This is a genomic window from Vibrio maritimus (genome assembly GCF_021441885.1).
Taxonomy (GTDB): Bacteria; Pseudomonadota; Gammaproteobacteria; order Enterobacterales; family Vibrionaceae; genus Vibrio; species Vibrio maritimus_B.
In genome coordinates this window covers 1,487,171-1,512,735 of record NZ_CP090439.1, presented here as the reverse complement: position 1 = coordinate 1,512,735, position 25,565 = coordinate 1,487,171, and the positions used below count along the sequence as shown (strand labels likewise).

The following is a 25,565-nucleotide window of genomic DNA, read 5'->3' as shown; positions in this document are numbered from 1 at the left end:
AGAAACTTCTATAGCTGCGAGTAATTTAATTCGTAAGACATATCCCTTGGTCATTGAATAGGTGACAATTATCAACGCTGAAGCTTAACTCCAGATTGGAGAACTTACCCAAATCTTCATCCCCAGCAAGATGCACCTTAAAGCCATCCATACCCCCTGCCTGACCAAACAAGTAGGTACTGTTGCCTAGCCTCTCAACGACTTCACTTTGAAACTGTATTTTGATGTCGTTGCTGCTATCAACCGCAATATGCTCTGGGCGAACCCCCAACGTCACCTTTGACCCTGGCACTAAATCGCTATCGAGATGCTTAGGAAGGCGGATAAACTGGCCGTTGCCCGTCTTAAGTACGACAACGCCCTCTTGCTGACTGTCGACTTCACAAGGAACAAAGTTCATTTTCGGTGAACCGATAAAGCCAGCGACGAACTGATTCGCCGGTTTATGATAAAGCTCCAGTGGACTTCCGACCTGCTCTATTCGACCATCTCTCAATACTACAATTTTGTCAGCGAGCGTCATCGCCTCGACCTGATCATGGGTCACGTAGACCATAGTGTTTTGCAGGTCTTGGTGAAGCTTGGCAATCTGCAAGCGCATCTCTACCCTCAACTCAGCATCAAGGTTAGAGAGCGGTTCATCGAACAAGAACACTTTTGGATTTCTGACAATAGCGCGCCCAATAGCAACACGCTGACGCTGACCTCCCGAGAGCTCCTTCGGCTTACGGTCAAGCAGCTTTTCCAGCTGTAGCGACTTTGCCGCAGCTAACACTTGGCGCTTGATCTCTGGTTTATCAACACCTGACATCTTAAGGCCAAAGCCCATATTTTCTTCTACCGTCATATGTGGATAGAGCGCATAGCTTTGGAACACCATCGCTACGCCACGCTCGGCAGGGTCCACCTCGTTCATGAGTTGATTGTCGATATAGATCTCGCCATCAGTGATCTCCTCAAGCCCCGCGACCAGTCTCAGCAGCGTTGATTTGCCACAGCCAGAAGGGCCGACAAATACCACAAACTCACCCTCGTTAATACCAAGATCGACACCGTGGATTGTTTGAACATCTCCAAAGCGCTTAATTACATTTTTCAGTGCTATTTCAGCCATGATTTACTCCAAATATAATGTCTTGCGCGACGTCATCGCCGCGCCGATGTTCAAACTACTTCACCGCTCCAGCCGTCACCCCTGAAAGGATACGTTTTTGGAAGAACACAAACAGTACAAGCAAAGGTAGTGAGCCTAATACCGCTGCAGGAAATAGCATGTCAGGCTCGATATTACGGTTACCAACAAATCGATAGACCTCGATCATTACAGTAAACTTACTGCTGTCACTAAGCAGTAGCAGTGGATAGATAAAGTCGTTCCAAACCATCAGCATCACAAACAGAGACAGGGTTGCCGTCGCAGAAGTCAAAAGTGGCCTAATGACATGCCAATAGATTTGCCAATCATTACAGTTATCTAGCCTAGCAGCTTCTTCGAGGTCTTTTGGTATCGCGCCGATAAATCCGGTGTAGAAAAATACGGCTAATGGCAGGTTGAGTGCCGTAAATACAATGATGATGCCAGTAAAACTGTCGAGCAGGCCAAGCTCCCTAAACATCACATAAATGGGTGTGATATTGACAAAGTTAGGCATCGCCAAACCCAGTGCGACCATCATGATAAACAGGCGTGAATAACGACCCGTTTTACGTGCCAAAGGATAAGCCGCCAGAGATCCCAGAAAAGAGACCAAAAGGGTCACGGACAAGGTGATTCCAACTGAGTTAATCACACTCGAGAAGTAGTTCATGCTATCCAGCGTATTGATATAGTTTCCGAGATAAAGCCTGCCAGGGAATCCAAGCGGGTTCTCCGCTATCTCCGCGCCAGTCCGAAATGACATCATCACCATGTAAACCACGGGAATTAGCATTGACAACACCATACAAAGAACAAAAGCGTTGGCCCCAATCTCACCAACCTTCTTCCATCGAATAGTACGTGGTTTTTGCAAGTTCTTGGATTGACTTGCTGTAGTTTGACTCACGGCGACACTCATACATTTGCCTCACGATTTTTCAAGAACTTGTTCATAAAGAACACCACAAACACGATGATGAACAGCATCACAATAGAGAGCGCGCTGGCAAAGCCGAACTTGTACTGACCAAACAGGTTATTCATGATCTCGAGACTCAAGGTCCGAGTCGCACCGGCAGGGCCACCGTTGGTCATAATGAACGGCAGTTCGAACGTCTTTAGTGTCCCGATCGTGGCAAGCACAATATTGATAGTGATACTTGGTGCCAGCAATGGCAGTTCTAAGTGCCTGAATCGTTGCCAAGAGGAAGCACCATCCAGCTTACCTGCCTCTTGGATATCGTTTGGAATATTGGCAAAGCCCGCTAGGAAGATGGCACAAGAGTAGCCTACAAACATCCAGATATGCGCCGCCGTTATCGCAAACAGAGCCGTCGATGGATCACTTAACCATGGGCGAATCAAGCTGCTCATACCCAGCATTTCAAGTGCTGCATTTAAACCACCGTTAAACGGTGAATAGATAAACTGCCAGACGTAGCCAACAATCACGAACGACATCATCGCTGGAGTAAACAAAGCAGCGCGACTAAAGTTACGAATTGCAGGCATTCGATACAACAAAGCAGCAAACATCAATCCAATAAGGTTTTGAATAATGACCACAATTGCCGAGAACGAGAACGTCACTGTGACCGCGTCAAAATAACGCTGTCGCGAGAAAATACGATCGTAGTTCTTAAAGCCTACGTCATTAGCAACACCGACACCGGCAAAATCGGTAAAACTCATTTGAAATGAAAGGAAAATTGGATAGATAAAAAATACGCACATCACTACAAGTGCTGGCAAGGTAAACCAATAGCTATTGATTTTACTTTTCACGATAGCATCTCCCTGAAAATAACCCCTCCGGCACCACTGCTGATGCCGGAGGTAGACGCTTACATACTGTCTTCAACCGTTTCGTCCCAAACCTCTAAAATATCGCTGTTTGAGATCTTCGGATTGAGTAGGAAGGTGGCAACACCGTCTATCGCCGCTGGCTGCATCGTTGACGGCCAGTGGTTCATAAATACTGGCCACATAACGATGTTTCCAGCATCACGCGCGCTGTCATAAGAGGCAGCGAGCTCTGGCAAGCCATTGGTACCACCAACGTAAGGGTTATAACCAGAGTCTGCTTTTAACATCAACGATAGGTTTTCATCTTTGGCGAAGAAATCTAGGAACTTACGGGCAGCCTCCTCATGCTTGGTGGCAGAGCTAATAGCCCAGCCCATACCAAAGGTATCCAGTGCTACCCCCGTCTCTACGTCTGCTGGCATTGGAGCGAATACAAAGTTAAGCCCTTCTTGCTGCTTGAAGCTCACAATGTTCCACGCACCCTGTGGCAACATTGCAACATTACCTGAACGGAACTCGGTTAGAGACGTAGTCCAAGGGTCAAGGCCAGCTTGCAGTCTCGGCTCAAAACACTTGGCGTCAATCAAGTCACGTACTAAATCAAAGGATTTATTGAAACCTTTGTCATCAACAAACGACGCTCTGCCATCACCCAACTCCCAAGGTTTAACCTCGCCATTACGAACGCCGTTGGTGACCACAAACATCAATCCGGATAGCTCTGGGGAGAACAACATTGGCTTGATGCCCTCTGCATCAAGCTTCTGGCACGCAACCAGCAGTTCATCGACTGTATGAGGCACTTTCTCTACGCCAGCTTGTGCCAACAGGTCGAGGTTCACAAAGTTGCCCAGCCCCACCAACTCCAATGGTTGAACATATAAACCGCCATTGACAGTGAGAGACTCTTTGATAGACGGCGTCGTATTAGCATACCATTCACTGTCAGTACCCAAGTCTTTCAGTAGGCCCACCTCACCCCATGTCTTCACCAGAGGCATATCTACCATCATTACATCAGGCGCGTTTTTTCCACCTTGCAGACGCGGCGGTATAACCAGGTCAGTATCACCACGACTGATATAGCTCAGTTTGACTTTGATATCAGGGTTTTCTTTGTGGAATTTATCGAGAAGCTCCGGCATTCCCGCCGGCTCGGCTTCATTGCCCTTCCACGCTGTGACATCTAGTGTAACTGTCTCAGCATGAACATATGAAGCGCTCAGGGCGAGCGCGATAGAAACGCCTAGTGCACGCAATTTAGTCATTGTAGGTCCCTTTTAATTATTTGTTATATTCATTACACGTTATTGCACACCAAGTAAGTGTTAACGTTTACATTTTACTGCGAATTGAGCTTTACCGTAGTTGGTTTTATTGTTTGAGTTATCAGGAAATGAATTATCCCACTATGTGGAACTGGGGAGCTATTAAATGAGAAATAGAAAATAGGGTGCAAAAACCCTAAGGTGTGCACCCTATAACATGGAAGGAGTATAATTAAAGCGATATATTGATATTAAATACTTGCGCGATATATTTCTACAAACTGACGCGCGTTGGTTCTTATTTCATCTAATGTCATCGTTGGTGTATAGAGCGCTGCACCCAAGCCAAACCCCGACACCCCAGCTTCTATCCAAGGCTTCATAGATTCAACCGTTGGCGATATGCCACCTACTGGAATACACACGGTCTCTTTGGGCAGCACTGACTTGAGAGCCTTATACCCACCCAGCCCAACCAAATTAGCAGGGAAGAGTTTGATCCCTGTTGCCCCACTCGCAATGGCGCCAAACGCCTCAGATGGTGTTACAACTCCAGGGAACACGTAGCAACCTTGGGCAGCGGCATAGCTCACGACATCGGCGTTAAAGTTTGGTGTGACAACTAGATTCGCACCAGTTTCAATGACTGCTGTTGCTTGCTCTAATGTAGTCACTGTACCAGCGCCGACAATGGCCTTATCACCAAACTCATTCACCAGCATCTGGATACTTTCAAGCGCATCTGGGCTGTTGAGAGGCACCTCAATCAGAGTAAACCCTTCCTCCAGTAACACTTGTGCCGTTTGAATAATGTTCTTTGGCTCGACACCTCGAATAATGGCAATAAGTGGAATATGTTCAGATAAATCAAACGACGGCTGATGTTTCATTTGCTATTACCTTCTGTAGCTGTTTCATACCTTCGATGAAGCACCGGTCTCCATCCAATATTTGAGAAGTTAGGCCAACAGCATTAAAAGCCAATTGGTACTTCTCATTCAAACCATGACTGCCAATAATATTTACCGGCTTCGTCAAATCCTTGGAACTGATTAAAGTCGCCACTGATTTAATTTCATGGCCAATCAATAACCCTGATAAATAATCTAATACCTCTTCTTGTTTTAGGTTTTCAAACAAACGATGTGTTCGAACCAGGAACAGTTGGCGTGTCAGTTGTTCAGGGCTGCTCTCTTCGACTCCTTTTAGGAATGCTTTTGCGCTCTTGGAAGCTGTATCGGTTGATAGCCCGCGCCCAAGTATCGTGTGCTGGGATAACACCGAGTACATCTCACCCGTCATAAAGGTCGAAAATGCTTTAAGGCAACTATCTTCCATCAGTGCATATTTACTGTGAGTACCAGGCATAACGGCATGAAATGTCGATTCACCGAGCAAACTCGCCGCACCAATCAGCTGCACTTCTTCTCCGCGCATCACATCGTACTGGCCTTTGCCGCGCTTGTGGCAGACGCCAGGGTAGATAGTCGCAGGGGCCCCCCAAGGAAGAATAAAGCTATGTCCTTGTCCAGCGAGCTCATTTAGGTCAACAGGTGTGGCTGCATAAGGGACGTCAACCCACCCTTGCTGGGAACCCACCATGCCTGCCATAAATACAGGTAACGAGGTATAGTTTGGCAACCAAGACTCAAGCAATCGTTTTAGCTCGTTGGCAAACTCTCCTTGTTTTACTTGCAGCAGCCCTTTTTTGGCCTCCTTTCGTTTTATTACTTTACCACTAGAACTCATGGCAAATGCTCGGAAGTTCGTGGTTCCCCAGTCAATCACTAACCAACTTGCGTCGGCAGATTCATCTGTCATGTTGTCTCTCCGTAAGGCTATTTTCCGGCCTTAGTTAATTTTAAATTTGTTAATTACTTCTCGATTTACCTCAACACCGATACCTGGAAGGCTTGGGATCGCGACTTTGCCATCAGCAAACTCGATACCATCGAAAATCAGGTCGGTTCGGAAAGGATGAGAAGATTGGTCAAACTCCAACATTGGCTCGATTGGATTGAGAGAAAGCGGAGTGGTAGGCAAAGAGGCAATAAACTGCAAAGAGGCTGCAATACCAATTCCTGACCCCCAAACGTGTGGAATCATCATGGTGTTACTCGCCTGTGCAAGCGCCGCTATCTTTTTACACTCAGTGATCCCGCCGGATGAGCATAAATCAGGCTGTAAAATGTCTAAGGCATGACCAGAAATCCAAGGCTGGTAGCCGTGCTTACCAAATACCTGCTCACCTGCTGCTATATATGTCTTGGACAGGTTTTTGAGCTGCTTGTACCCTTCGATATCTTCAGGAGCTAACAACTCTTCTAAAAAATAGAGGTTGCACTGTTCGGTCTCTTTGATGATACGTCGCGCAGCGCCAACGTTATAGGCCGCATTGGCATCTGCCATAATGCGTACTTCATTACCTACGGCTTCTCGAACTTGATGAATGAACTCGATATCTTCTTCAACACCAAAACCAATTTTTAGCTTGAATGCCTTAAAGCCTTTATCCACGTACTGCTTGGCTTCTCGTATTAAATCATGAGGATAGTTGGCATCAGCTACTCGATAAAATCCGGTTGCGTAGGGTGTAACCTCTGTTCTGAATGCACCGCCAATGAGCTTATGAATTGGCTGATTCAAGGTCTTACCAATCACATCCCACAACGCGATGTCGACGCCACTGATTGAGTTCACTGCCGCACCACCTTGACCATACGGGCGCGTTTGGTTGTACATCTCTTCCCACAGCACTTCTACATCAAAAGGATCTCGCCCAATTAGCATCGGCTTAAAGATATTCTCAATGAACGATGCGGCAATCATTGGCGACTGCAGGCCATGACACAATGATTCTCCCCAACCTGTAACGCCCTCATCGGTGACAATCTCAACAATTAAGGAGCTACGGGCATGAACCCAACCTTGAGAAAAGTAGAATGGTTTGTCTAGAGGGACAGATATAGCGTGCGCGATAACATCAGTTATTTTCATATTTATACTCTTAGGCTAATTTTCAGTCTGAGGCGCTACTTTTCGGCCTCAATAATTCACTGCGTGACAGGAGTTAACTCCCCGAACATAAATGTCACGACTAATAATTGCTCAACCTATCCATTATCTCTCCCTGTACAAATTTTAGCCACCACATCATTGGTGATTTAATAACCGACTCAGAGTGAAATTAGTGGATTTTCAATAATGCTTTTAACGGAAATCTACTATCGTAAGCCTTAATTCATGCAGCTGCTTTGGCTGTGAAACTTACAATCAGTATCCAGTCGTTCCCCCTATATTAATGTGATCTATTCGTCAATTTCCAGGGAGTGAACGTTGTTCCCGCATTATGGAATCATTGCGCTTTTTTGGCTATTTCAGCAGTTCCACATCTTGGGAATTTCGTCTCTAAAACAAGAATGGAGATCATCATCACACCTTTTTTAACCCGCAACGAATAACGTAGTTTGGCTTTCCTTAATCCGTTTTGTTTAAAAGTAAGAGTTGTTATGAACTATTCAGAAATGTACATCAATGGTGAACTTACGGGTTCATTGTTCAAGTTCGAGGTAATAAACCCTGCCACCGACGACGTGGTTGAGGAAATCTCTGTTGCAGACAAGCAAATCGCATCACAAGCCTTGAGTGCAGCAAAGCAAGCTGAAACAACATGGGGGAAAACATCCATCGCTGAACGCGTAACATGGATGAAAAAACTGCGTTCTAAGGTAGTCGAAAATCAACATAATCTGCGCATGGCGGTTCACTTAGAGACGGGCAAAAGTTGGGCCGGTACAGAAGAAGATTATCAGTCGTTGGTCAACAGCCTAGAGTTTTACGCAGAAGAGATTAAACGCTATACCCCACCGGGTCTTAACGATATTGATGGAAGCCATCAGCATACCCTTAGACACCTCCCCATCGGCGTGGTAGTCGCGTATCTTTCTTGGAACTTCCCACTGCTGAATCTCGGCTTCAAGCTAGGTCCGGCCCTAGCTTCGGGGTGCCCAATCATCCTAAAGCCTAGTCTAAAAGCTCCACTATCAGCCTATTTGGTTGGCGCATTATGCCAAGAAATAGGACTCCCCCATGGTGCGGTGAACGTCATCGCTGGTGACGACAATGAAATCGGCAATCATCTCTCTTCTTCAACCATTCCAGCGATGCTTACGCTTATTGGCTCTATTGCTACTGGTGTAAAAATCATGCAAGCAGGTGCAACATCAATCAAGCGCTACTCGATGGAACTGGGGGGTAACACACCGTTTATTGTCTATAAAGATGCCGACCTTGATCTGGCGGCAGACATTGTCACAGCACTCAAGTTTGGCAATAGCGGTCAGATTTGTGTGGCTCCAAATCGCGTGTTTGTCGATACTGCGGTTAAAGATGATTTTGTTCAAAAAGTCCTAGAACGTACCGACCAAGTCAAAGTTGGCTTTGATAAAAACGCAGACATTACGATGGGTCCTGTCATCGATAAAGGGTCTCGTGCCCGCATTCATGAACTTGTCGACAATGCGATTCAAAGCGGCGCAACGCTGCTTCGTGGTGGTGAAATTGATTCCAAACTAACTGGTTCATTCTATCCACCTACTGTGATTTGCGATGTCACCAAAGAGATGACTATCTACCAAGAGGAGATCTTTGGGCCTGTTATCAGCATCATCCATTTCGATTGCGAACGTAGTGTCGTGGAAGAAGCAAACCGCACCGATACTGGACTTGCCTCCTATGTCTTTACGACAGATGCGGCGAAGGCACAACGCACGGCAGAAGCATTGGAGTTCGGTGAGGTGCAAATCAATGGCGTGAAGTATGGTATCGACCTACCACACGTCGGGATCAAGCAATCAGGAATTGGCTGTGACTGCTCTAAGTACGCGCTCGACGATTATCTATATCTAACTCGAATCACTCGGGCACTTTAAGTGCTCCGTTTTTGAAGCGCCGTATGGCGCTTCTTTGTTCTCGAAACAACCATTAGGGAGTAGTGATGCAAACTCGGTTTTATGAAGATAGTTATAAAGGTATTAACTCGATCGTATTGGAAAACGATCAAATCAGAGCCGAGTGGCTACCGAGCAACGGAGCCAAACTCGCCTCGCTGATCACCAAAACCCCACAAGGGAATATCGAGCTGCTGTTTCAATCAGAGCAGACTGAGATAGCAACGCCAAACTATGGAGATTGCTTTGCTGAGTTTGATACCAGCGGCTTCGACGAGTGCTTTCCTACAATTCAAGAATGCGACATTGTCTTAACTGAACAATCGTCGAGTTTACTGATGCCCGACCACGGTGAAGTGTGGGCGATGCCATGGAAGTTTGAGCGCTTAGCAGAGAATCGACTTGCTTTTTCCGTATTTAGTGAGCGCTTTGGCTACATTCTCACTAAGCAAGTCACTCTTACCGCCGACGGACTTGACTCTCACTATGTGGTTTCTATTGCCAATGACCGCCCTGCTCTGCCTTTTATCTGGACGCCGCACGCCCTATTCGCGGTTTATGACAACCATCGTTTCATCACACCCGAGCGCATGAATGAGATCATTAACGTTTGTGAAGGAGGTGGTGAGCTGGGTAAATTCGGCACAATTTACCAGTATCCAAAAACCACCACTCCGGCAAAGCGAGCTATTGACTTGTCACTGATGGAGCCAGTAGAGGCCAATAACTGTGAAAAATATTACTTCACCGATCTACTCGAAAAAGGCGACCAATTTGGATTCGAAAACTGCCACTGCCGGGTCATGATGATGGTCTCTGAAGAAGTAGTGCCGTATTTGGGCATCTGGAAAAATCAAAGCGGCTTTAAGGGTCACTACAACTTTGCTCTTGAGCCTTGCTCTGGTGCTTATGACTCTACTGCTTCAGCCTACAAAAATGGTCGCTGTGCGATCTTAGAGCCAGGAGCGACCGTGAGTTGGCACTTTGACATGACTATCACTAGCGCTGTGGAGCAGACACAATGAACATCGTCTATATTCTGTGCGATGAACTAAGAGCCGACTCCCTCGGCTACATGGGCAATGCAGAAGTACAAACCCCGCATATTGATGCCCTAGCCCAAGATTCAGCTATCTTCGAAAACGCCTATTGCAACTCTCCTATGTGCGTACCGTCACGGGTGAGTTTAGCGACTGGCAGACATGCACTTAGTCATGGCGCTATTGATAACATGCTAAAGCCCAAACCAAGTGAAGTATCACTGGCCAGCCTACTACAACAAGCGGGCTACGATACCTTCAACCATGGTAAATGGCACAGCAATATAGACCCATTAGAGTTTGGTATGGCGCGCTCACATTCTGGATTATCAGATTTGCGAGCACCTGAATCACATGTCTCTTGCTTTGGTATCTCAGATAAAGCTACCCGTGAAGGAGCCGAGTACTTTAAGAACAATGGTGAGGTATCATTGATCATCTCTGGAACACGGCCTTCTCATAAAGACGACACGCTTGATACTGTCGTGACTAAGAACTTTATACGAGAGATCGAAACCGTCAAAGATCAAGGTAGCCCCATGTTCGCGCACTTGTCGATTATGGACCCGCATACCCCTTACCTGCCCGCGGAACCTTATGCATCGATGTATGACCCAAACAGTTTGGCCATGCCTGAATCGATCAATGATGATTTAGCGAGCAAACCGAGACTACAAAGATACTTCTATCACGCACGCGGTTTTGAACAGCTTGAGGAGCGAGACTATCGCAAAACTAAGGCCTCCTACTATGGCTCAATCAGTCATGTAGACGAACGAATTGGGATGGTTACCGACTACCTAAAGGAACAAGGTCTATACGATTCAAGTCTTATCGTGTTTACCGCCGACCATGGTTCAATGATGGGCGAACATGGGTTTGTTGAAAAATGGGGCCACTTGTATGAACCTGTTATGCGAGTTCCGCTACTTATCAAACTGCCTGGCAATCAATTTAGAGGAAAACGTCTGAACAGCTTCGTGGAGTCGGTAGACATCATGCCGACAATCCTCGATCTGCTCAAACTACCTATTGCGAATAATGTGCACGGTGTATCTCTACTGCCCTACATTCAAAGTCAAGTCAGCTTACACAAAGAGCGCGTGTTTGCTCAGTACTTCTGCCAAGGGTTGCAAGATGAACCCGCTTTGATGATGCGGGATGAGAAATGGAAGCTGACTGTTTATCCTTGCGGAGCATCACTAGAAGATAAGTTGTTCATTGACCATCCGCTACGAATGAGCCCGCTGTTCGATGGAGAGAATGTTTTAGGTGAGCTATATAACTTGGAGACAGATCCTAATGAGCGCATAAATCTATTTAATGACCCCAACTTTAGCAATATAAAGTTTCGTTACATTCAAGATATTGACAACTGGATCACATCTCTTGGCGATAGTATTAGTTTCAATGGTAAACTGCCATCAAGAATGTGCGGAATGTACAGTTTATTACAGGGAGCTAATATGCAACGGTTAGATTACGTATTAAGTGGTGAAAATAAACTCAATTATATTATTTAGAGTTCATGCGAATCTAAAAGAGAAGCTAAAGTCGATTAGCTTCTCTTTTTTATTACTTAATGATTACAAAAACCACATAAGCGCATAAAATGCCAACTTGTTTTTTATAGCGAAGACCATAAATGACACAAAATCCCAGAAAATGGGAACTTACTCCCGTAAAAAGTAGACGTGATCAAGCTCTAAATATGTCCTCAGACCACGTGCTAGATTTATATCCAGCCCGTTAGCTATTCAACGGAAAATTACTATCAATAATATCGAACCTCAACAAGGGACTATTAGGGTCTATATTGCATCGATCGTTGTTGGTGACAATAACAGTATGGGAAAAAACAATGGGAAATAATAAAAACTTATTACTCTATATGACAATAATCGTCTTAAGCGGTTTTGTCTTCGGCGTGGACGCAGGCATTATCTCTGGTACGGTAAAATTTATTAGAGCTGAATTTAATCTAACTTCACTTGAAATCGGTACTGTGGTGAGTGCTCCGGCATTCGGTGCTATCATCGCTCTAGCGTTTAGCGGCAGCTTGGTGGATAAGATTGGTCGTAAGAACATGATGATGGTGATTGCGGGCATGTACCTTATCTCTGCTATTGCTTCAACATTTGCGACTAGCTACGTAATGCTTGTTGCTGCACGTATGCTTGGCGGCATGTCATTTTGTTGTCTAAGTATTGCGGCGATGTACATCGGTGAGCTTGCGCCTAGTAAAGAGCGAGGCAAGTTTGTCGCCGCTAACCAGGTGATGATCGGCACTGGTTTCTTTGTCGCTTACCTTATCAACTATGGTTGTGTGTTGCTGCTGAATGAGAACTCACTGTTGTTCTCTACAGAAAACGTATGGCGCACCATGTTTGCAAGTGAAATCCCAGTGGTCATCCTTTGGATCTTCACTCTGTTTAAACTGCCAGAGTCACCTCGTTGGTTGATGAAAAAAGGCCACAAGAAAGAGGCCGTCGCCATCATCGCTCAAGTTAACGCGAAGGATGAGGTCGAGTCAGTAGTACAAGAAATCGAAGATAACTTGAACAACGTTAAGCAAGACATCTCTCTTGCCCAGCAGTTCAAGACCATGGTTTCGCCACGCATGAAGAAGATCCTTGTGATTGGTGTGGGTTTGGCTTTGGTTCAATCATTCAGTGGAATGGGCGCCGTCTCTTACTACTCACCGATGATTTTTGAGCAAGTTGGCCTTGGTGAAAACAGCGCCTTCTTCCAAACGACGCTTTTGGGTCTGTTGAGTATTCTCTTCGCTTACATCGCAATGAAGCTTGTTGATAAAGCAGGTCGTCGTGCCCTACTGCTTGTCGGCCTAGCGATGATCGCATCAAGCCACGCGGCAATTTGGTATGGCTTTAGCAGCGCGAAGTACGAAGTGACGCAAGAGAGCCTAACTTCACTTAGCCAAACAGTTGATGTTGCACCACTTCAAACGCTGGTTGGCAGCAAGTTTGATACTGACCGTGAGCTTAAAGATGCGATTCAACCGCTTTACTCAGAAAGAGAGATGACGCTACATGAAGGGGCATTTATCAAAGAGTTCATCAAAGTGAATGCTTATATGATTGTCATCGCCATCTTTGTGTTTAAAGCCGCATTCTTCTTCTCAATTGGCCCTATCATGTGGGTAGTATTCTCAGAGATTACACCAAATTCAATACGCTCAGTGGCAATCCCATCCTTTGGTCTGGTTGCAAGTTTAGCTGCCTTCTTTGTCCAACGTTTCTTCCCTTGGCAGCTAGAAACATTCGGTGCGGCGAACACGTTCCTGACGTACGCGATCTGCAGCACAATAGGGATCTTCCTTGTTGCTCTAGTCTTGCCTGAGACTAAGAACAAATCTATCGAAGAGATTGAAACTCTGCTGACAGAGCCAGAACAGGGTGAGTTATCTCCTGCCCAAGCAAAATAAGCCTCATAACAGGAGCGATTGATGCAATCGCTCCTATCAATACAACGGTATACCCTATGAAAAAACACATCATTATTCTGCACACCGATCAACAACGTTATGACAGCTTAGGTTGCAACGGTAACGCTCACGCTCGAACGACTAATATCGATGCCTTGGCCTCTGAAGGCTGTAACTTCTCTCGTCACATTTCAACCAATCCCGCTTGTATGCCATCGCGCTCAAGCCTTATGACCGGTCTTTACGTCCCAGGCCACGGAGTCTCGTCAAACGGCATTCCTCTGTGGCGCCGTGACAATGGCTGTGAAGACAAAAACAATGTCATTAGCCAAAGACTGTTCGGTGTCGATGTTCAGGACAAGATCCCAACCATCGCCGATATTCTTACTGATAATGGTTATGAAACAGCACTATTCGGTAAGATGCATGTTGAACCAATGTTGGCAGACCCTTCTTATGGCTACTACGACTCCTACGCAACATGGGAGAAAGAAGAAGCCGAGTACGACGAACGCCCATACTACGGGTTTAAGACTAAGAAGCTAATACTTGGCCATGGCGAAGCGCCTTGTGGCTACAATCGAGGCCACTACGGTCGCTGGCTTCACAAGCAACACCCTGAGCTACTCAAGCAAGTGTTCCCCGGTGAGGATATCAACACCAAAGAAGGCTCGATTAGCGATGATATTTACGCATCTAAACTTCCTGAAGAGTTACACAACTCTATGTGGCTTGCAGATGAGGTGTGCCAGCACCTAGAAAAGCTACAAGACAATGATAAGCCGAACTTTATCTTTGTTGGGTATCCCGACCCTCATCACCCATTCACACCACCAGAGTCGCTCGCTGCAGAGTTTCACGACATTCCTGTGCCTGACTTTGCTCGGCGCGAGGATATTGTGGGTAAAAAACCTGATGCTGTTGAGCAAACAATGCAAAACTTCAGCGCAGAGCGTGAAGACCTTGAAAAGGCCTATCGCTACACCACTGCTTCAGTAAAACTCATCGATAAATCAATTGGTAAGATCGTCGAGAAAACCAAAGAGCTCGGTATCTATGACGATACGATCATCGTATTCACATCTGATCACGGCGACTTCCTTGGCGACCTCGATATGATTTGTAAGTACGATGTGGCCTTTAACAATCTCCTGCATCTACCGTTTGTACTTAAACCCGCAACTGGGCTTGAGTTGCCAGATGAGTGCCATCATCCAATGAGTAACGCTGATGTGGTGCCAACCCTGTTGTCTTTAGTTGGTGTTGAAGTCCCAACTTATGTCCAAGGCATTAATATCTTTGGTGAAGGTGCAGAAAACAATACGCCAATGACCACCTGCTACACGGCTCGAGAAGAAAATCGCAACATCTCACTATTCGATCAGAATTATCGCTATACCTATTACTTAGATACAGGAGAAGAAGAACTTTATGATCATCGCACTGACAAGAAAGAGCTTGTCAATCTGGCGGTGAAAAGCGATCCAATTGTTAAAGCAATCTGTGCTGACCTAAAAGCTCGCTTGTTCCAAAAACATATAGAGAGCGATCTAGGCATCTTCAATCACTACGCACTTTGGTAAGCAACTGGTAAGCGACGTATACATCACCACGTCAAGTGAGGCGATAATCGCCTCACTTGAACTCTGTCAGGTTCATCAATAATTCCGATACAAAAGCACTTCTTGCGCTTCTCATCAACAGCAATGCCTCTCTAAATTTAGAACTCAAAGTAGATCTTGTTATTAATACGAACAATAGCCACAAATAAATATAGGCACGAACTTTCCCTAACTATCACTATAGCAATCCAATGCAATAGGTTTGGGTTAATTGCGACAAAATAAGAATAATTCCATATCGTGGGATATTTATACTATCCCAAGAGCCGAAGATAGTGATCACAATATTATCAATTAATCGCTGCTATATTCTTATCCAATGCAAATAAGGGGATGTCATGGATAAGGCAAAAAATAACCTAGCGTTGATAAAGGCACTCGATGTAGTTGAAGCAGTCGCCAATGGTGACCGTTATTTGAAAGATATCTGCTCCCGGCTAGATATTCCTAAATCAACCGTCCATCGAATTTTACTAGGTTTAATTAAAGCTAACTACATTCATGAGATAAAAGATGTTGGGTTGGTGCTTGGAACTAAACTGATTCAACTTGGCCACCTTGCCGAACATAATCTGCCTATAAAACAGATCGCTAATCCGTTCTTGCGGCATTTAGCTGCGATGACGAAAGACACGGTACACCTAGGGATCAGAGAGCGAGATAACATCTATTTTCTCGACAGTGTTTCAGGCGAGCGTCATGTCCAGATGTCATCGAGGCAAGGTACGTGTTCACCACTCTCCCTATCCATAACGGGCAAATCCCTCATGCTGGATATGGATCGGGATGAGTGGCTGCGCATCGCTCAATCACAAGTCGCCCCTCAAACCAACTCAATCACTTCAGAAATGGAGGAGTATCAACGCCATGGGTACAGCTACGGGCATGTCGGTTATGAGAAAATATATTATTGCATCTCTGTCCCAGTTAGAGACGACCAAAACAATATCGTAGCAGCAATTTCTGTCACCACGCTCAAAGAGTATATGCCCGAAGACAGAGTAAACATGCTCGTTAAACTTATTCAGCAAAGCTGCGATGCTATTGCCGAACAAATTAAAAAAGCTCAACAAATCGATTTATACCACATAAACAACTTATAAAAGCAATATGTGAACAATGTTACTCGTTATTTTATCGCGAGCCGTTAGGACATGAAACAAGAGGAAAGGAAATGAAAAAGATAATAACCACGGTATTACTATCTGCGTTATGCGCTACCACAGGTACCGTCGCTGCCAATGCATCTAACAACTACCCTGATGGACCAGTAAAGATCATTGTCCCTTATTCTGCAGGTGGTGGCTCTGATAGCGTTAGCCGGGCACTAGCTGAAGCACTCAAACCTGATTTCCCTGATGGGATCGCAGTAGAAAACCGCACCGGTGGTGCTGGCTCTATTGGTATGTCCTATGGCATGAACTCTAAAGCAGACGGCAGTATCGTTACTATGATTGCTCCTGAGCTTGTGATGCTACCGCACACTGGCAATGGCGGCGACATCGATTACAAGAAATTCAAACCATTGGCAATGGTTAACTCAGGCTATGCAGCGATTACCGTTCCAGCAGATTCACCATATACAACGCTCGCCGAACTTATCGAAGGTGCGAAAGACAACAACCTGCTATTTGGTAACTCTGGTACCGGCTCTATCTGGCACCTAGCTGGGGCTGGTATGGAGCAAGCTGCCGGCGTTGAATTTACTCACGTTCCCTACAAAGGCTCTGCGGCCGCAATCACCTCTTTGCTAGGTAAACACCTAGATGGCGTGTCAGTTTCCTATGCTGAAGTCGCACCACATGTTGAGGCCGGTACCCTTCGCGCACTAGCGGTTTTAGCACCCAATCGTCTTGCGGATAACCCAGATGTTCCGACCGCCACTGAGCTTGGCTATGACGTCGTAATTGGTACATGGCGTGGTTATGCTGTTCCAGCCGACACACCACAAGCCACGGTAGACTTCCTAACTGGGTCCATTCTTAAAGCTGCCGAGAGCAGCACCTTCGTTAAGTTTATGAAGAACACCAACAACGATATCGAGATCATTGGCACTGAGAAGTTCACCAACAAAATTGCTAACGAAGACACCTTCTACAAGCAACTTATCGAAAGTATTGGCTTAAACAACTAGAACCATTACATGGCATGCCACTAAGTGGTATGCCATTTCCCCCAAACCAATTAAAGAAGAACCCTATGAGAAAAGGCAAACTACTCATCTCAGCGATCTTTATGGCGCTTTCTCTCGCGACGATATTTTTTGCCAATCAACTGCCAAACTCCAGAGGCGGTGTGCCAGGTCCCGGTACTTGGCCAATACTGATTTCGCTAATCATGTTTGTTGCCGCATTCTGCGTCGCATGTATCACCATAAGAGACAAATCGGATAGCCATCTAGCACTACTAGGAGAAGACCAAATTCGAGTCTACATCTCAATGGCAGCGCTTGTTCTGTATTTCGTCTGCGTCAACGTTATCGGCTTTGCCGTATCGACATTCTTTATGCTGTTCGGATTTATCTCTTGGTTCAGCAATTACACACTGCCCCGCAGAGCGGCTTTTTCATTTGTCATCACCACGCTCGTGTACTGCATGTTTCATTACGTACTTAAAGTCCCGTTCAGATTTGGTGTTTTGTTTTAGGAGTAATGATGATAGCTGAAGCTTTTAACTTAGTTCTGCAGCCCTCCATTATCTTATACATCGTGCTTGGCGTTGCTGGCGGGATGTGCATTGGATGCTTGCCGGGGCTGACAACAACAATGGGGGTAGCCTTAGTTCTGCCTCTGACTTTTGGTATGGATGCAGTACAAAGCATCCTTCTACTCATTGGCGTGTACGTTGGTGCAGTCTATGGCGGCTCAATGGCAGCTATTTTGCTCAACACACCCGGCACCCCAGCATCTGCTGCTACTGCCTTGGACGGCTATAAGATGGCCTGTAAAGGAGAGGCGGGACGCGCGCTCGGAATCTCAACCACCAGTTCATTCTTGGGTGGTGTGATCAGCTGTGTGTTCCTAATCTTAATCTCGCCGATCCTAGCTAAGTTTGCCCTCAAGTTCAGCGCACCTGAGTTCTTTATGTTGGCCATCTTTGGTCTCTGTATTATCTCTTCTATCTCAGGTAAGTCACTGCTACTAGGGTTAATCAGCGGCACTTTCGGGATCCTAATTGCCACCATTGGCATCGACGATATCACGGGTAATATGCGCTTCACCTTTGACTATATGAACCTGTTTAGCGGGATTAACTTTATCCCGGTCATGATTGGTCTGTTTGCGATGAGTCAGGCACTTATCGGTGTTGAAGAGATGATGAAAAAACCCAAAGCCACGGGTGAAATAAAGCATGTGATTCCAAGGCGTTCCGACTGGGGAGTCATCATCAAAAACAGTCTTCCATTTGGTTCCCTCGGCGCGTTGATAGGTACCATTCCTGGTGTTGGAGCAGATATCGCTTCGTTTATCTCATATGGCCAAGCGAAAAGTATGTCCAAAACGCCAGAGAAGTTTGGTACCGGAGTGCCTGAAGCGATTTCCGCGCCAGAAGCCGCCAATAATGGCGTTACCGGCGGCGCATTAATCCCGATGCTAACCCTTGGTGTACCTGGCGATGCGGTTGCTGCCATCATGATTGGTGCACTCACGGTTCAGGGACTACAACCGGGTCCATTACTGTTCCAGAACGACGCTGCAACAGTCTACGCTATCTTTATCGGACTACTTATTGCCAATGTCTGCATGCTGGTGCTTGGTCTCAATAGCGTGAGGATATTTACCAAAGTTCTATCGGTCCCAAAGGCTGTGCTGATCCCAATCATCTTCTTACTCTGTTTTGTAGGCTCTTATGCGCTCGCCAACAACATGTTTGATGTTGCGGTCATGCTGTTCTTTGGCGTTCTGGGTTATTTCTTTCAGAAGCTGGAGATCTCGTCCTCGCCAGTGATCCTTGGGCTCATTCTAGGACCAATGGCCGAAAGCAACTTCAGACGCGCACTGCTTATGTCGAGGGGAGACGCCACCACTTTCCTTTCTACCAGCATTTGCTGGACGTTCTTCATTCTCATTATCGTGTCGCTACTTTTACCGATTCTCAAAAAAAGAATGGCAAATCAATCGATAACGAGCAGTGAAACCCCTCCCAAAGAAATCATTGAAAAATAAGGCGAACGTTACATGAAAAAGTATTTAATCACAGGTGCAAGTACTGGTATTGGGGCTGAGACAGCCAAGCTTTTGGCCCCCGGTAATGAGCTGTTCTTAGTGTATAACCGTTCAGCTGAGAAAGCCCTTAGATTGAAACAAGAACTTGAGTCAATTGGCGCTACCGTTCATCTGTTTCAAGCCGATTTAACGAGTGAAGAGGCCTGTAACGAGCTGTTTAAACAAGTCAGTGAAGTCACTCGCTACCTCGACGCATTAGTGAACAATGCGGGGGGTATGGTGCAAAGACAGAACATTACCGACTACAGTTGGGAGTTGATGCTTGATGTATTTAATCTCAACACCTTCTCACTATTTAAAGTCACCTCGCTAGCAGTACCTCTACTGAAACTAAGTGAGAATGCCAGCATTGTTAATGTCACCTCGATCGTAGTCCGTCATGGCGGGCCCACTGCAACCTTATATGGCGCTTCTAAAGGCGCCGTTGATACCTTTACCCGTGGTGCAAGTCGAGAGCTCGCCCCGTCTATCCGCGTAAACTCTGTTGCACCAGGGGTTATCGAGACTCCGTTTCACAGTCAGGTCTCAACAAATGAGCAAATGAAAACCTGGGCTGAAAACAATCCGCTTGAACGCAATGGTCAACCACAGGAAATCGCTCATGCGATTAAGTTCTGCATTGAGAACCAATATATGAACGGTGAATGCATTGATATCAATGGAGGCTCATCGATTCGCTAACCGCGTTGGTTTGTAATATCGCTTGGCATCGGAGCTCAATCTGAAGATTGGGCTCCTTTTATTTGCCCTTTAACCTCGCTTCATTGCAACAGTCATAGCAAAGATAATAATCGCGCCCTTACTGACCAATTGATAGAAGTACGGTACCCCTAGCATGTTCTGACCATTGAGCACCAATGCCACGATCAATGTCCCTAGCAAGGTACCCGCTAGCCTACCTTGCCCACCTTTGAGGCAGGTTCCACCCAAGATCACCGCCGTCAATGCATCAAGCTCATAGCCCATCCCCGCAGCAGGAATACCCGCGTAGGTCTGTGCAGCGAGTAGCACTCCGGCCAATCCAGCTAACAGCCCCATGGTGCAATACACCAAGATACGTGTTTTCACCACATTGATGCCAGACAGCCTTGCCGTTTCTTGGTTGTTACCGATGGCATAAACATTTCTTCCAAACTGGGTATATTTCATCACGAACGACAACACGACCAATACCAACAGCATGACATAAATGGGGATTGGGATACCCAAGAATGAGCCAGAACCAATAAAACGAATGATGTCCGAGTCAAATGGCTTCGGCTGACCGCCAATAATAATGTACGCAATACCGCGCACTAAACTCATGCTACCAAGGGTAATAATGAACGGATTGATGTTGAGCACTGAGACGAAGAAGCCGTTAAACAGCCCTACTGCAATGGCGCCGACCGTGGTCAGCAGCAGGGCAATCGGCAGGCCCAGTCCAGCATTGAGGCTAACACACAGAATGACACTACAAAACGCGACCACAGAGCCTACCGAAAGGTCAATCCCATCACTAATCAGTACCATGGTCATACCGAAGGAGATAATACCAATGACAGCCGTACCTAATAGGATGTCTTTAAAGTTGGTTAAGGTAAAAAAGTATGGGCTGGCAAAGGACAGTACCGCCACAAGTGCCAAACAGGCGACAGTCAGTTTTGCCAAGTAACTCGAAGACATCAGCTCAAGCCCTTTCTTGAGCCAACCGTTCTCCGCTAAAGATTGTTTAAGAGTGAGAGATTCATCCCTAATGTTCATAGTGGGCTCCTGCTTGTTCATCTATGCCATTCATTGCTAAATAGATCTTGTTATGGTCATACTCTGCTCTGGTAAATACCTTAAAGATTCGCCCTCGATAGACGACCACAATACGGTCAGACACATGCATCAGCTCCGTGATATAGGATGAGGTATAAAGTATCCCCTTTCCTTCTGAAGCGATCTGCTGGATCAAGGTGTTGACGTCACTCTTCGCAGCTACGTCTATCCCCGCCGTCGGTTCACACATCAAAATGATCTTGGATTGTAGTTGCAACCACTTGGCAATAATGGCCTTTTGCTGATTTCCTCCACTGAGGTTTTTAATCAGCTTCTGTTCTGACTCGGTTTTTATGTTTAACTTGTCAATAAAGCCTTTAGAGGCGAGGGTTTCTTGCTTACGATTGATCATCGAGAACAATCGCTTTTTCTGACCGCTAGGTATGCAAATGTTATCTTTGACACTTAGCTCTAAGAACTCACCATTGAGCTGTCTATCTTCGGATACAAAGCCGAGCCCATGGGAAATCGCATCGATTGGAGAGTCGATTTTGACGGCCGAGTTATTGATTTTGATATCGCCATTATCGCGCTTTTTAAGCCCATAAAGGGTTTCAAAAATGTCTTCGACACCCGAGCCCCCCAAACCTGCAAAACCGAGGATTTCGCCTTTGTGTAAGGCAAAGTCAATGTCTTGGCACTCAGCAACCGACAATGCTTTAGCCGACAACAACACTTCATCGCTGGCTTTGCTCAGTGAAGTGTCCGTGACATCTCTTTGATGCTCAAAATCGGTCGCAGTAATACCGCTCATTTCTTCAACAATGCGGTCTGGTGTGTATTCTGCACTGTCTCCCTCACTGACATTGGCGCCATCACGGATGATGGATATTCGGTCACAGATTTCCATCACCTCTTTCAATCTGTGGGAGATGAATACCACACTGCATCCACGTGACTTAAGCGTCTTCATAAGATCGAAGAGACGCTCAACATCTCCCTGCCTAAGGGCGGTAGTGGGTTCGTCCATCAAAAGAATTTTGGGATTCTTGGAGCAGGCTTTGACTATCTCCACCAGCTGTTTTTCTTCAGCCGTTAATTGCTCAACTTTACTGTTGCAGTCGATATCGAGGTTGAGCATCTTCAGCAGCTCTTTGGCATCGGAGTGCATTTTTTTGTAGTCAACCATGCCTCGTAGCTTAGGCATGTTATCGATAAAGATGTTTTCAGCTACAGTCATGTAAGGCATTAGGCGACGGTGCTGAAAAATGATGCTAATGCCTAGCTCCTGCGCTTTGGTTGGAGTGATCTTATCGACTTGCTGACCGTTGATATGAAGCTCACCCGAATCTGGCGCATAAGCTCCCCATACCACGTTGAGTAGAGTCGACTTACCAGCACCATTGGAGCCAACTAAGCCAATAATCTCACCCTTATTAAAGTTGAGGCTCAGCCCTTTCAACGCCTTGATTCCGTCGAAGCTTTTGACAACATTTCTGATTCGTAATGCTGATTGATTCATCATATATCCTCATCGGCTTTGGCGACGGCCCGACCGCGACGAAAACCACGGTCTGCCGTCGGATAGCCTTAATCGAAGTTCAGATACGCTAGATTTTCATCGACATTGTCTTTAGTAACCAAGACACCTGTGGTCTTAACAATGAAAGGAACCGGGCGATTGTTGTTCAGTCGGTCGAGCAGATCCACCGCCAACGCACCATAGTTGTATGAGTGCATCGCGAACACACCAGTTATCACATCACCTTTCTTCAACTCTTTGTAAATACTGGCACTTTCTACAACTGTCACCGAATGGATCTTGCCTTCCATTTTCGCATTTTCGATCCCTCGAACGATGCCAAGTGCACTGGTATCTTCAATTGAGATAAACCCTTTCACGTCTGGGTGTGCCTGTATAATTGCAGCCGTCCAGTTCATCGCTTTAATGGTGTCGTAGCCTGGGCCTGCTTCAGCAATGACTTCAATATCTGGATACTCATCAAATGCTTGGTAGAAGCCTTTCACACGGTCTTCAGAGGGTGGGATCGGATCAGGGAACTTGTTGATAGCGACCTTACCCTTGCCACCAATACTCTCTGCCAAGTGTTTAGCTGCGAAATAACCGGCTGCTACATCATCACCGCCAACCTGTCCTTCCGCTTTCGAATCTGGCTGAATAGAGTCCATGGTGATGACTTTCATACCCAATGAATGTGCGAGTTCCACCCCAGCGATACCAGCAGCTTGAGTCGTAGAGCCTAGTACCAAAAGATCCACACCACGCTTAGCGAAGTTACGGATGATTTCAAGCTCTTTTACAGGGTCATCATTCGACGATGCGTCCATAAAGTCGTAGCCTAGCGTGTCAGCCATCTCTTCAGCACCCTTAAGCATCGCCTGCTGAAATGAGTCACTTTGGTTGTGCTGCATCATACCGATTTTTCCAGCGGCCAAGCTTGCGGTCGAAAACAATCCCACTAGCCCGGCAGCGAGCAAGGTTTTTACCATTTTGTTCATTATTATTTTCCTTTTAACGTAGGGGTTTCACTGTTTGTTCTTTGGCAGTATTAACCAAAGCATCAGTTCTCGACATGAAATATATTGTGAAAGTTTGCACTATCTTTACATCGTAAAACGCGCAGATCTCTCAACGAAAAACATTCCTAAAAATCATATACTTAGAAGCACTATCGAGGAGAATTATTATTGGGCTCAGTTCTCAGTTTTGTGAACTGGCTATGAAGAGTATTGAGGCTCAGTAAGAGTCAACTGAGCCTCATTGGAGGAGGATTAAAGCGCGCGAGTTGTGCGGGTCAGGTAGAAGTAGTCATCTAATGCGTATGTTGAACAATCACATCCAATGCCGGACTGCTTAATACCAACGTGCGGCAAATTAATCGCATACTTCACCCCGTTAATATGAACTTCACCAAACTCAAACGCCGCTGCCGCACGCTGTGCTTTGGCTAGATCCTCACTAAAGATATAGGAAGCCAAGCCGGTGTCAGTATCGTTAGCCATTTGAATCACCTCCTCTTCTTCAGTAAAGGAGACCATACTAATTACAGGTCCAAATATCTCGTGCTGATAGATGTCCATGGTTTCTGTTACGCCACTGATGACTGTAGGCGGATAGAACGACCCGACGCTGTTTGAATCAATCTCTCCACCTGCATGTATGGTCGCACCTGAAGAGACCGCATTCATCACCAAGCCATGAATATCTTCACGAGCCGATTTGTTGATTAGAGGCCCCATCGTGGCATCGGTATAGCGACCAAAACCGATCTTAACCTTAGCCGTTCGCTCCAGTACTTTGGCTAAGAATGCTTTCTCTACTGTGGCATCAACAAACACTCGATTGGGCGCAACACATATCTGACCGCAGTTTCCGTACTTGAGTGCTGTTAGCACATCCGCAGCCTTATCAAGGTCTGCGTCTTTGAAGACCACAAAAGGCGTATTTCCGCCAAGCTCCATCGAATAGCGTTTGATGGTCGTCGCAGCGGTTTGCATGATTTTCACACCAGTAGCAATAGAACCAATCAACGTAATCATTGCTGGTATTGGTGAACTTGAAAGCAAATTAGATACACTTCTGGCCCCGCCCGATATGATGGCGACCGCTCCCTCAGGAAGCCCTATCTGCCTGCACAGGTCCCCGACCAGATAGGCAGACAATGGTGACTGAACCGAAGGTTTGAGGATTATAGGACAGCCTGCTGCCATTGCCGGACCCAACTTATAGCCCAGATTAAGCAGGGGGAAATTCCACGAAAGATAAGCAATCACAACACCAACCGGACGGTAGTTGAGGGTATGAACTGATGTCCCTTCTAGGTCAGCAAGCTGCTGGGGTTGATAACGTTTGACCTCTTCCGCATAAAACCCAAGGCTATCAACGAGCAATTGATAATCTTCTTGCGTATCTGCCCAAGTCTTTCCTGTCTCCAAGTGCACACAGGTTCGTAGTGCTTCTTCGTTCTTGATGCAAACATCTCTTAGCCTAAGCATCCATTGTGCGCGCTCAGCAATGCTAGTTTTACCCCAGGTTTGCTCTGCCTGTTTCGCCGAATCGAGGGCTAGACGAGCGGTTGTGTCATCTGCAACCTGAATCGTCGCGATCACCTCGTCCGTCGCTGGGTTAATGACATCGTTCATGTCTCCACTTTGGTAGGAATTTCCTTGAACGTACATATCTTGTATTAGCATAGAAACCTCTATTCTGAACTTTGAATAAAGTATTCCGTGTCTCTAGTCGTTTTATTGTGAGCCAGAGCAATTTCTAAATTGATATAAATAAACTCCCAATATATGGGAAAGAC

The 25,565-nt window shown here is 46.1% G+C and carries 21 protein-coding genes; 10 read left to right on the top strand and 11 right to left on the bottom strand.

Features of this window, described 5'->3' with window-relative positions; translation table 11 throughout:
• Positions 1-25: 25 nt before the first annotated feature.
• From LY387_RS23165 to LY387_RS23135, 7 genes are all read right to left on the bottom strand, one after another.
• On the bottom strand, positions 26-1,114 hold the full coding sequence (locus tag LY387_RS23165) for an ABC transporter ATP-binding protein (protein ID WP_234496530.1): 1,089 nt from the start codon (positions 1,112-1,114) through the stop codon (positions 26-28).
• A gap of 55 nt (positions 1,115-1,169) precedes the next feature.
• Entirely contained in the window at positions 1,170-2,045 is an 876-nt protein-coding gene (locus LY387_RS23160; protein WP_234496529.1) for a carbohydrate ABC transporter permease, read from the bottom strand.
• An 8-nt stretch (positions 2,046-2,053) separates the two neighbouring features.
• Positions 2,054-2,923 (bottom strand): carbohydrate ABC transporter permease, encoded by an 870-nt coding sequence (locus tag LY387_RS23155; protein ID WP_234496528.1) that lies wholly within the window; start codon positions 2,921-2,923, stop codon positions 2,054-2,056.
• Between the two features lie 59 nt (positions 2,924-2,982).
• Positions 2,983-4,212 carry an ABC transporter substrate-binding protein gene (locus LY387_RS23150; RefSeq protein ID WP_234496527.1) on the bottom strand — a complete coding sequence of 410 codons (1,230 nt, stop codon included), beginning with the start codon at positions 4,210-4,212 and terminating at the stop codon, positions 2,983-2,985.
• 251 nt (positions 4,213-4,463) lie between these two features.
• Complete coding sequence (locus LY387_RS23145) at positions 4,464-5,102, bottom strand: 2-dehydro-3-deoxy-6-phosphogalactonate aldolase (protein ID WP_234496526.1); 639 nt, start codon at positions 5,100-5,102, stop codon at positions 4,464-4,466.
• Positions 5,080-6,033 (bottom strand): 2-dehydro-3-deoxygalactonokinase, encoded by a 954-nt coding sequence (locus LY387_RS23140; protein WP_234496525.1) that lies wholly within the window; start codon positions 6,031-6,033, stop codon positions 5,080-5,082. The genes LY387_RS23145 and LY387_RS23140 overlap by 23 nt, the downstream gene beginning before the upstream one ends.
• A 30-nt stretch (positions 6,034-6,063) precedes the next feature.
• Positions 6,064-7,209 carry a mandelate racemase/muconate lactonizing enzyme family protein gene (locus tag LY387_RS23135; protein ID WP_234496524.1) on the bottom strand — a complete coding sequence of 382 codons (1,146 nt, stop codon included), beginning with the start codon at positions 7,207-7,209 and terminating at the stop codon, positions 6,064-6,066.
• Between the two features lie 512 nt (positions 7,210-7,721).
• On the opposite strand from LY387_RS23135, the gene LY387_RS23130 reads away from it, so the two are divergent.
• The 10 genes from LY387_RS23130 to LY387_RS23085 all read left to right on the top strand — a co-directional run bounded on the left by LY387_RS23130 (position 7,722) and on the right by LY387_RS23085 (position 20,175).
• Complete coding sequence (locus LY387_RS23130) at positions 7,722-9,143, top strand: aldehyde dehydrogenase family protein (protein ID WP_234496523.1); 1,422 nt, start codon at positions 7,722-7,724, stop codon at positions 9,141-9,143.
• Between the two features lie 65 nt (positions 9,144-9,208).
• Positions 9,209-10,186 carry a hypothetical protein gene (locus LY387_RS23125; protein ID WP_234496522.1) on the top strand — a complete coding sequence of 326 codons (978 nt, stop codon included), beginning with the start codon at positions 9,209-9,211 and terminating at the stop codon, positions 10,184-10,186.
• Entirely contained in the window at positions 10,183-11,724 is a 1,542-nt protein-coding gene (locus LY387_RS23120) for a sulfatase (RefSeq protein ID WP_234496521.1), read from the top strand. Before LY387_RS23125 ends, LY387_RS23120 begins: the two co-directional genes overlap by 4 nt.
• A gap of 338 nt (positions 11,725-12,062) precedes the next feature.
• On the top strand, positions 12,063-13,646 hold the full coding sequence (locus tag LY387_RS23115) for an MFS transporter (RefSeq protein ID WP_234496520.1): 1,584 nt from the start codon (positions 12,063-12,065) through the stop codon (positions 13,644-13,646).
• Between the two features lie 56 nt (positions 13,647-13,702).
• Entirely contained in the window at positions 13,703-15,229 is a 1,527-nt protein-coding gene (locus LY387_RS23110) for a sulfatase (RefSeq protein ID WP_234496519.1), read from the top strand.
• 377 nt (positions 15,230-15,606) lie between these two features.
• A complete protein-coding gene (locus LY387_RS23105; protein WP_234496518.1) occupies positions 15,607-16,371 on the top strand; it encodes an IclR family transcriptional regulator in 765 nt (254 codons plus the stop codon).
• A gap of 71 nt (positions 16,372-16,442) precedes the next feature.
• On the top strand, positions 16,443-17,402 hold the full coding sequence (locus LY387_RS23100; protein ID WP_234496517.1) for a Bug family tripartite tricarboxylate transporter substrate binding protein: 960 nt from the start codon (positions 16,443-16,445) through the stop codon (positions 17,400-17,402).
• A gap of 65 nt (positions 17,403-17,467) precedes the next feature.
• Complete coding sequence (locus tag LY387_RS23095; protein ID WP_234496516.1) at positions 17,468-17,914, top strand: tripartite tricarboxylate transporter TctB family protein; 447 nt, start codon at positions 17,468-17,470, stop codon at positions 17,912-17,914.
• Positions 17,915-17,919: 5 nt separating this feature from the next.
• A complete protein-coding gene (locus tag LY387_RS23090; protein WP_234496515.1) occupies positions 17,920-19,434 on the top strand; it encodes a tripartite tricarboxylate transporter permease in 1,515 nt (504 codons plus the stop codon).
• A 12-nt stretch (positions 19,435-19,446) separates the two neighbouring features.
• The gene (locus LY387_RS23085) at positions 19,447-20,175 is read left to right on the top strand and encodes an SDR family NAD(P)-dependent oxidoreductase (protein ID WP_234496514.1); all 729 of its coding nucleotides are present in this window, start codon (positions 19,447-19,449) and stop codon (positions 20,173-20,175) included.
• A 69-nt stretch (positions 20,176-20,244) separates the two neighbouring features.
• Here the strand turns inward: LY387_RS23085 and LY387_RS23080 are convergent, their stop codons facing one another.
• The 4 genes from LY387_RS23080 to LY387_RS23065 all read right to left on the bottom strand — a co-directional run bounded on the left by LY387_RS23080 (position 20,245) and on the right by LY387_RS23065 (position 25,452).
• Positions 20,245-21,237, bottom strand: a complete 993-nt coding sequence (locus LY387_RS23080) for an ABC transporter permease (RefSeq protein WP_234496513.1) — start codon at positions 21,235-21,237, stop codon at positions 20,245-20,247.
• On the bottom strand, positions 21,227-22,762 hold the full coding sequence (locus tag LY387_RS23075) for a sugar ABC transporter ATP-binding protein (RefSeq protein WP_234496512.1): 1,536 nt from the start codon (positions 22,760-22,762) through the stop codon (positions 21,227-21,229). Before LY387_RS23075 ends, LY387_RS23080 begins: the two co-directional genes overlap by 11 nt.
• A 65-nt stretch (positions 22,763-22,827) precedes the next feature.
• Positions 22,828-23,757 (bottom strand): sugar ABC transporter substrate-binding protein, encoded by a 930-nt coding sequence (locus LY387_RS23070; RefSeq protein WP_128650461.1) that lies wholly within the window; start codon positions 23,755-23,757, stop codon positions 22,828-22,830.
• A 273-nt stretch (positions 23,758-24,030) separates the two neighbouring features.
• The gene (locus LY387_RS23065; protein ID WP_234496511.1) at positions 24,031-25,452 is read right to left on the bottom strand and encodes an aldehyde dehydrogenase family protein; all 1,422 of its coding nucleotides are present in this window, start codon (positions 25,450-25,452) and stop codon (positions 24,031-24,033) included.
• Positions 25,453-25,565 lie beyond the last annotated feature (113 nt).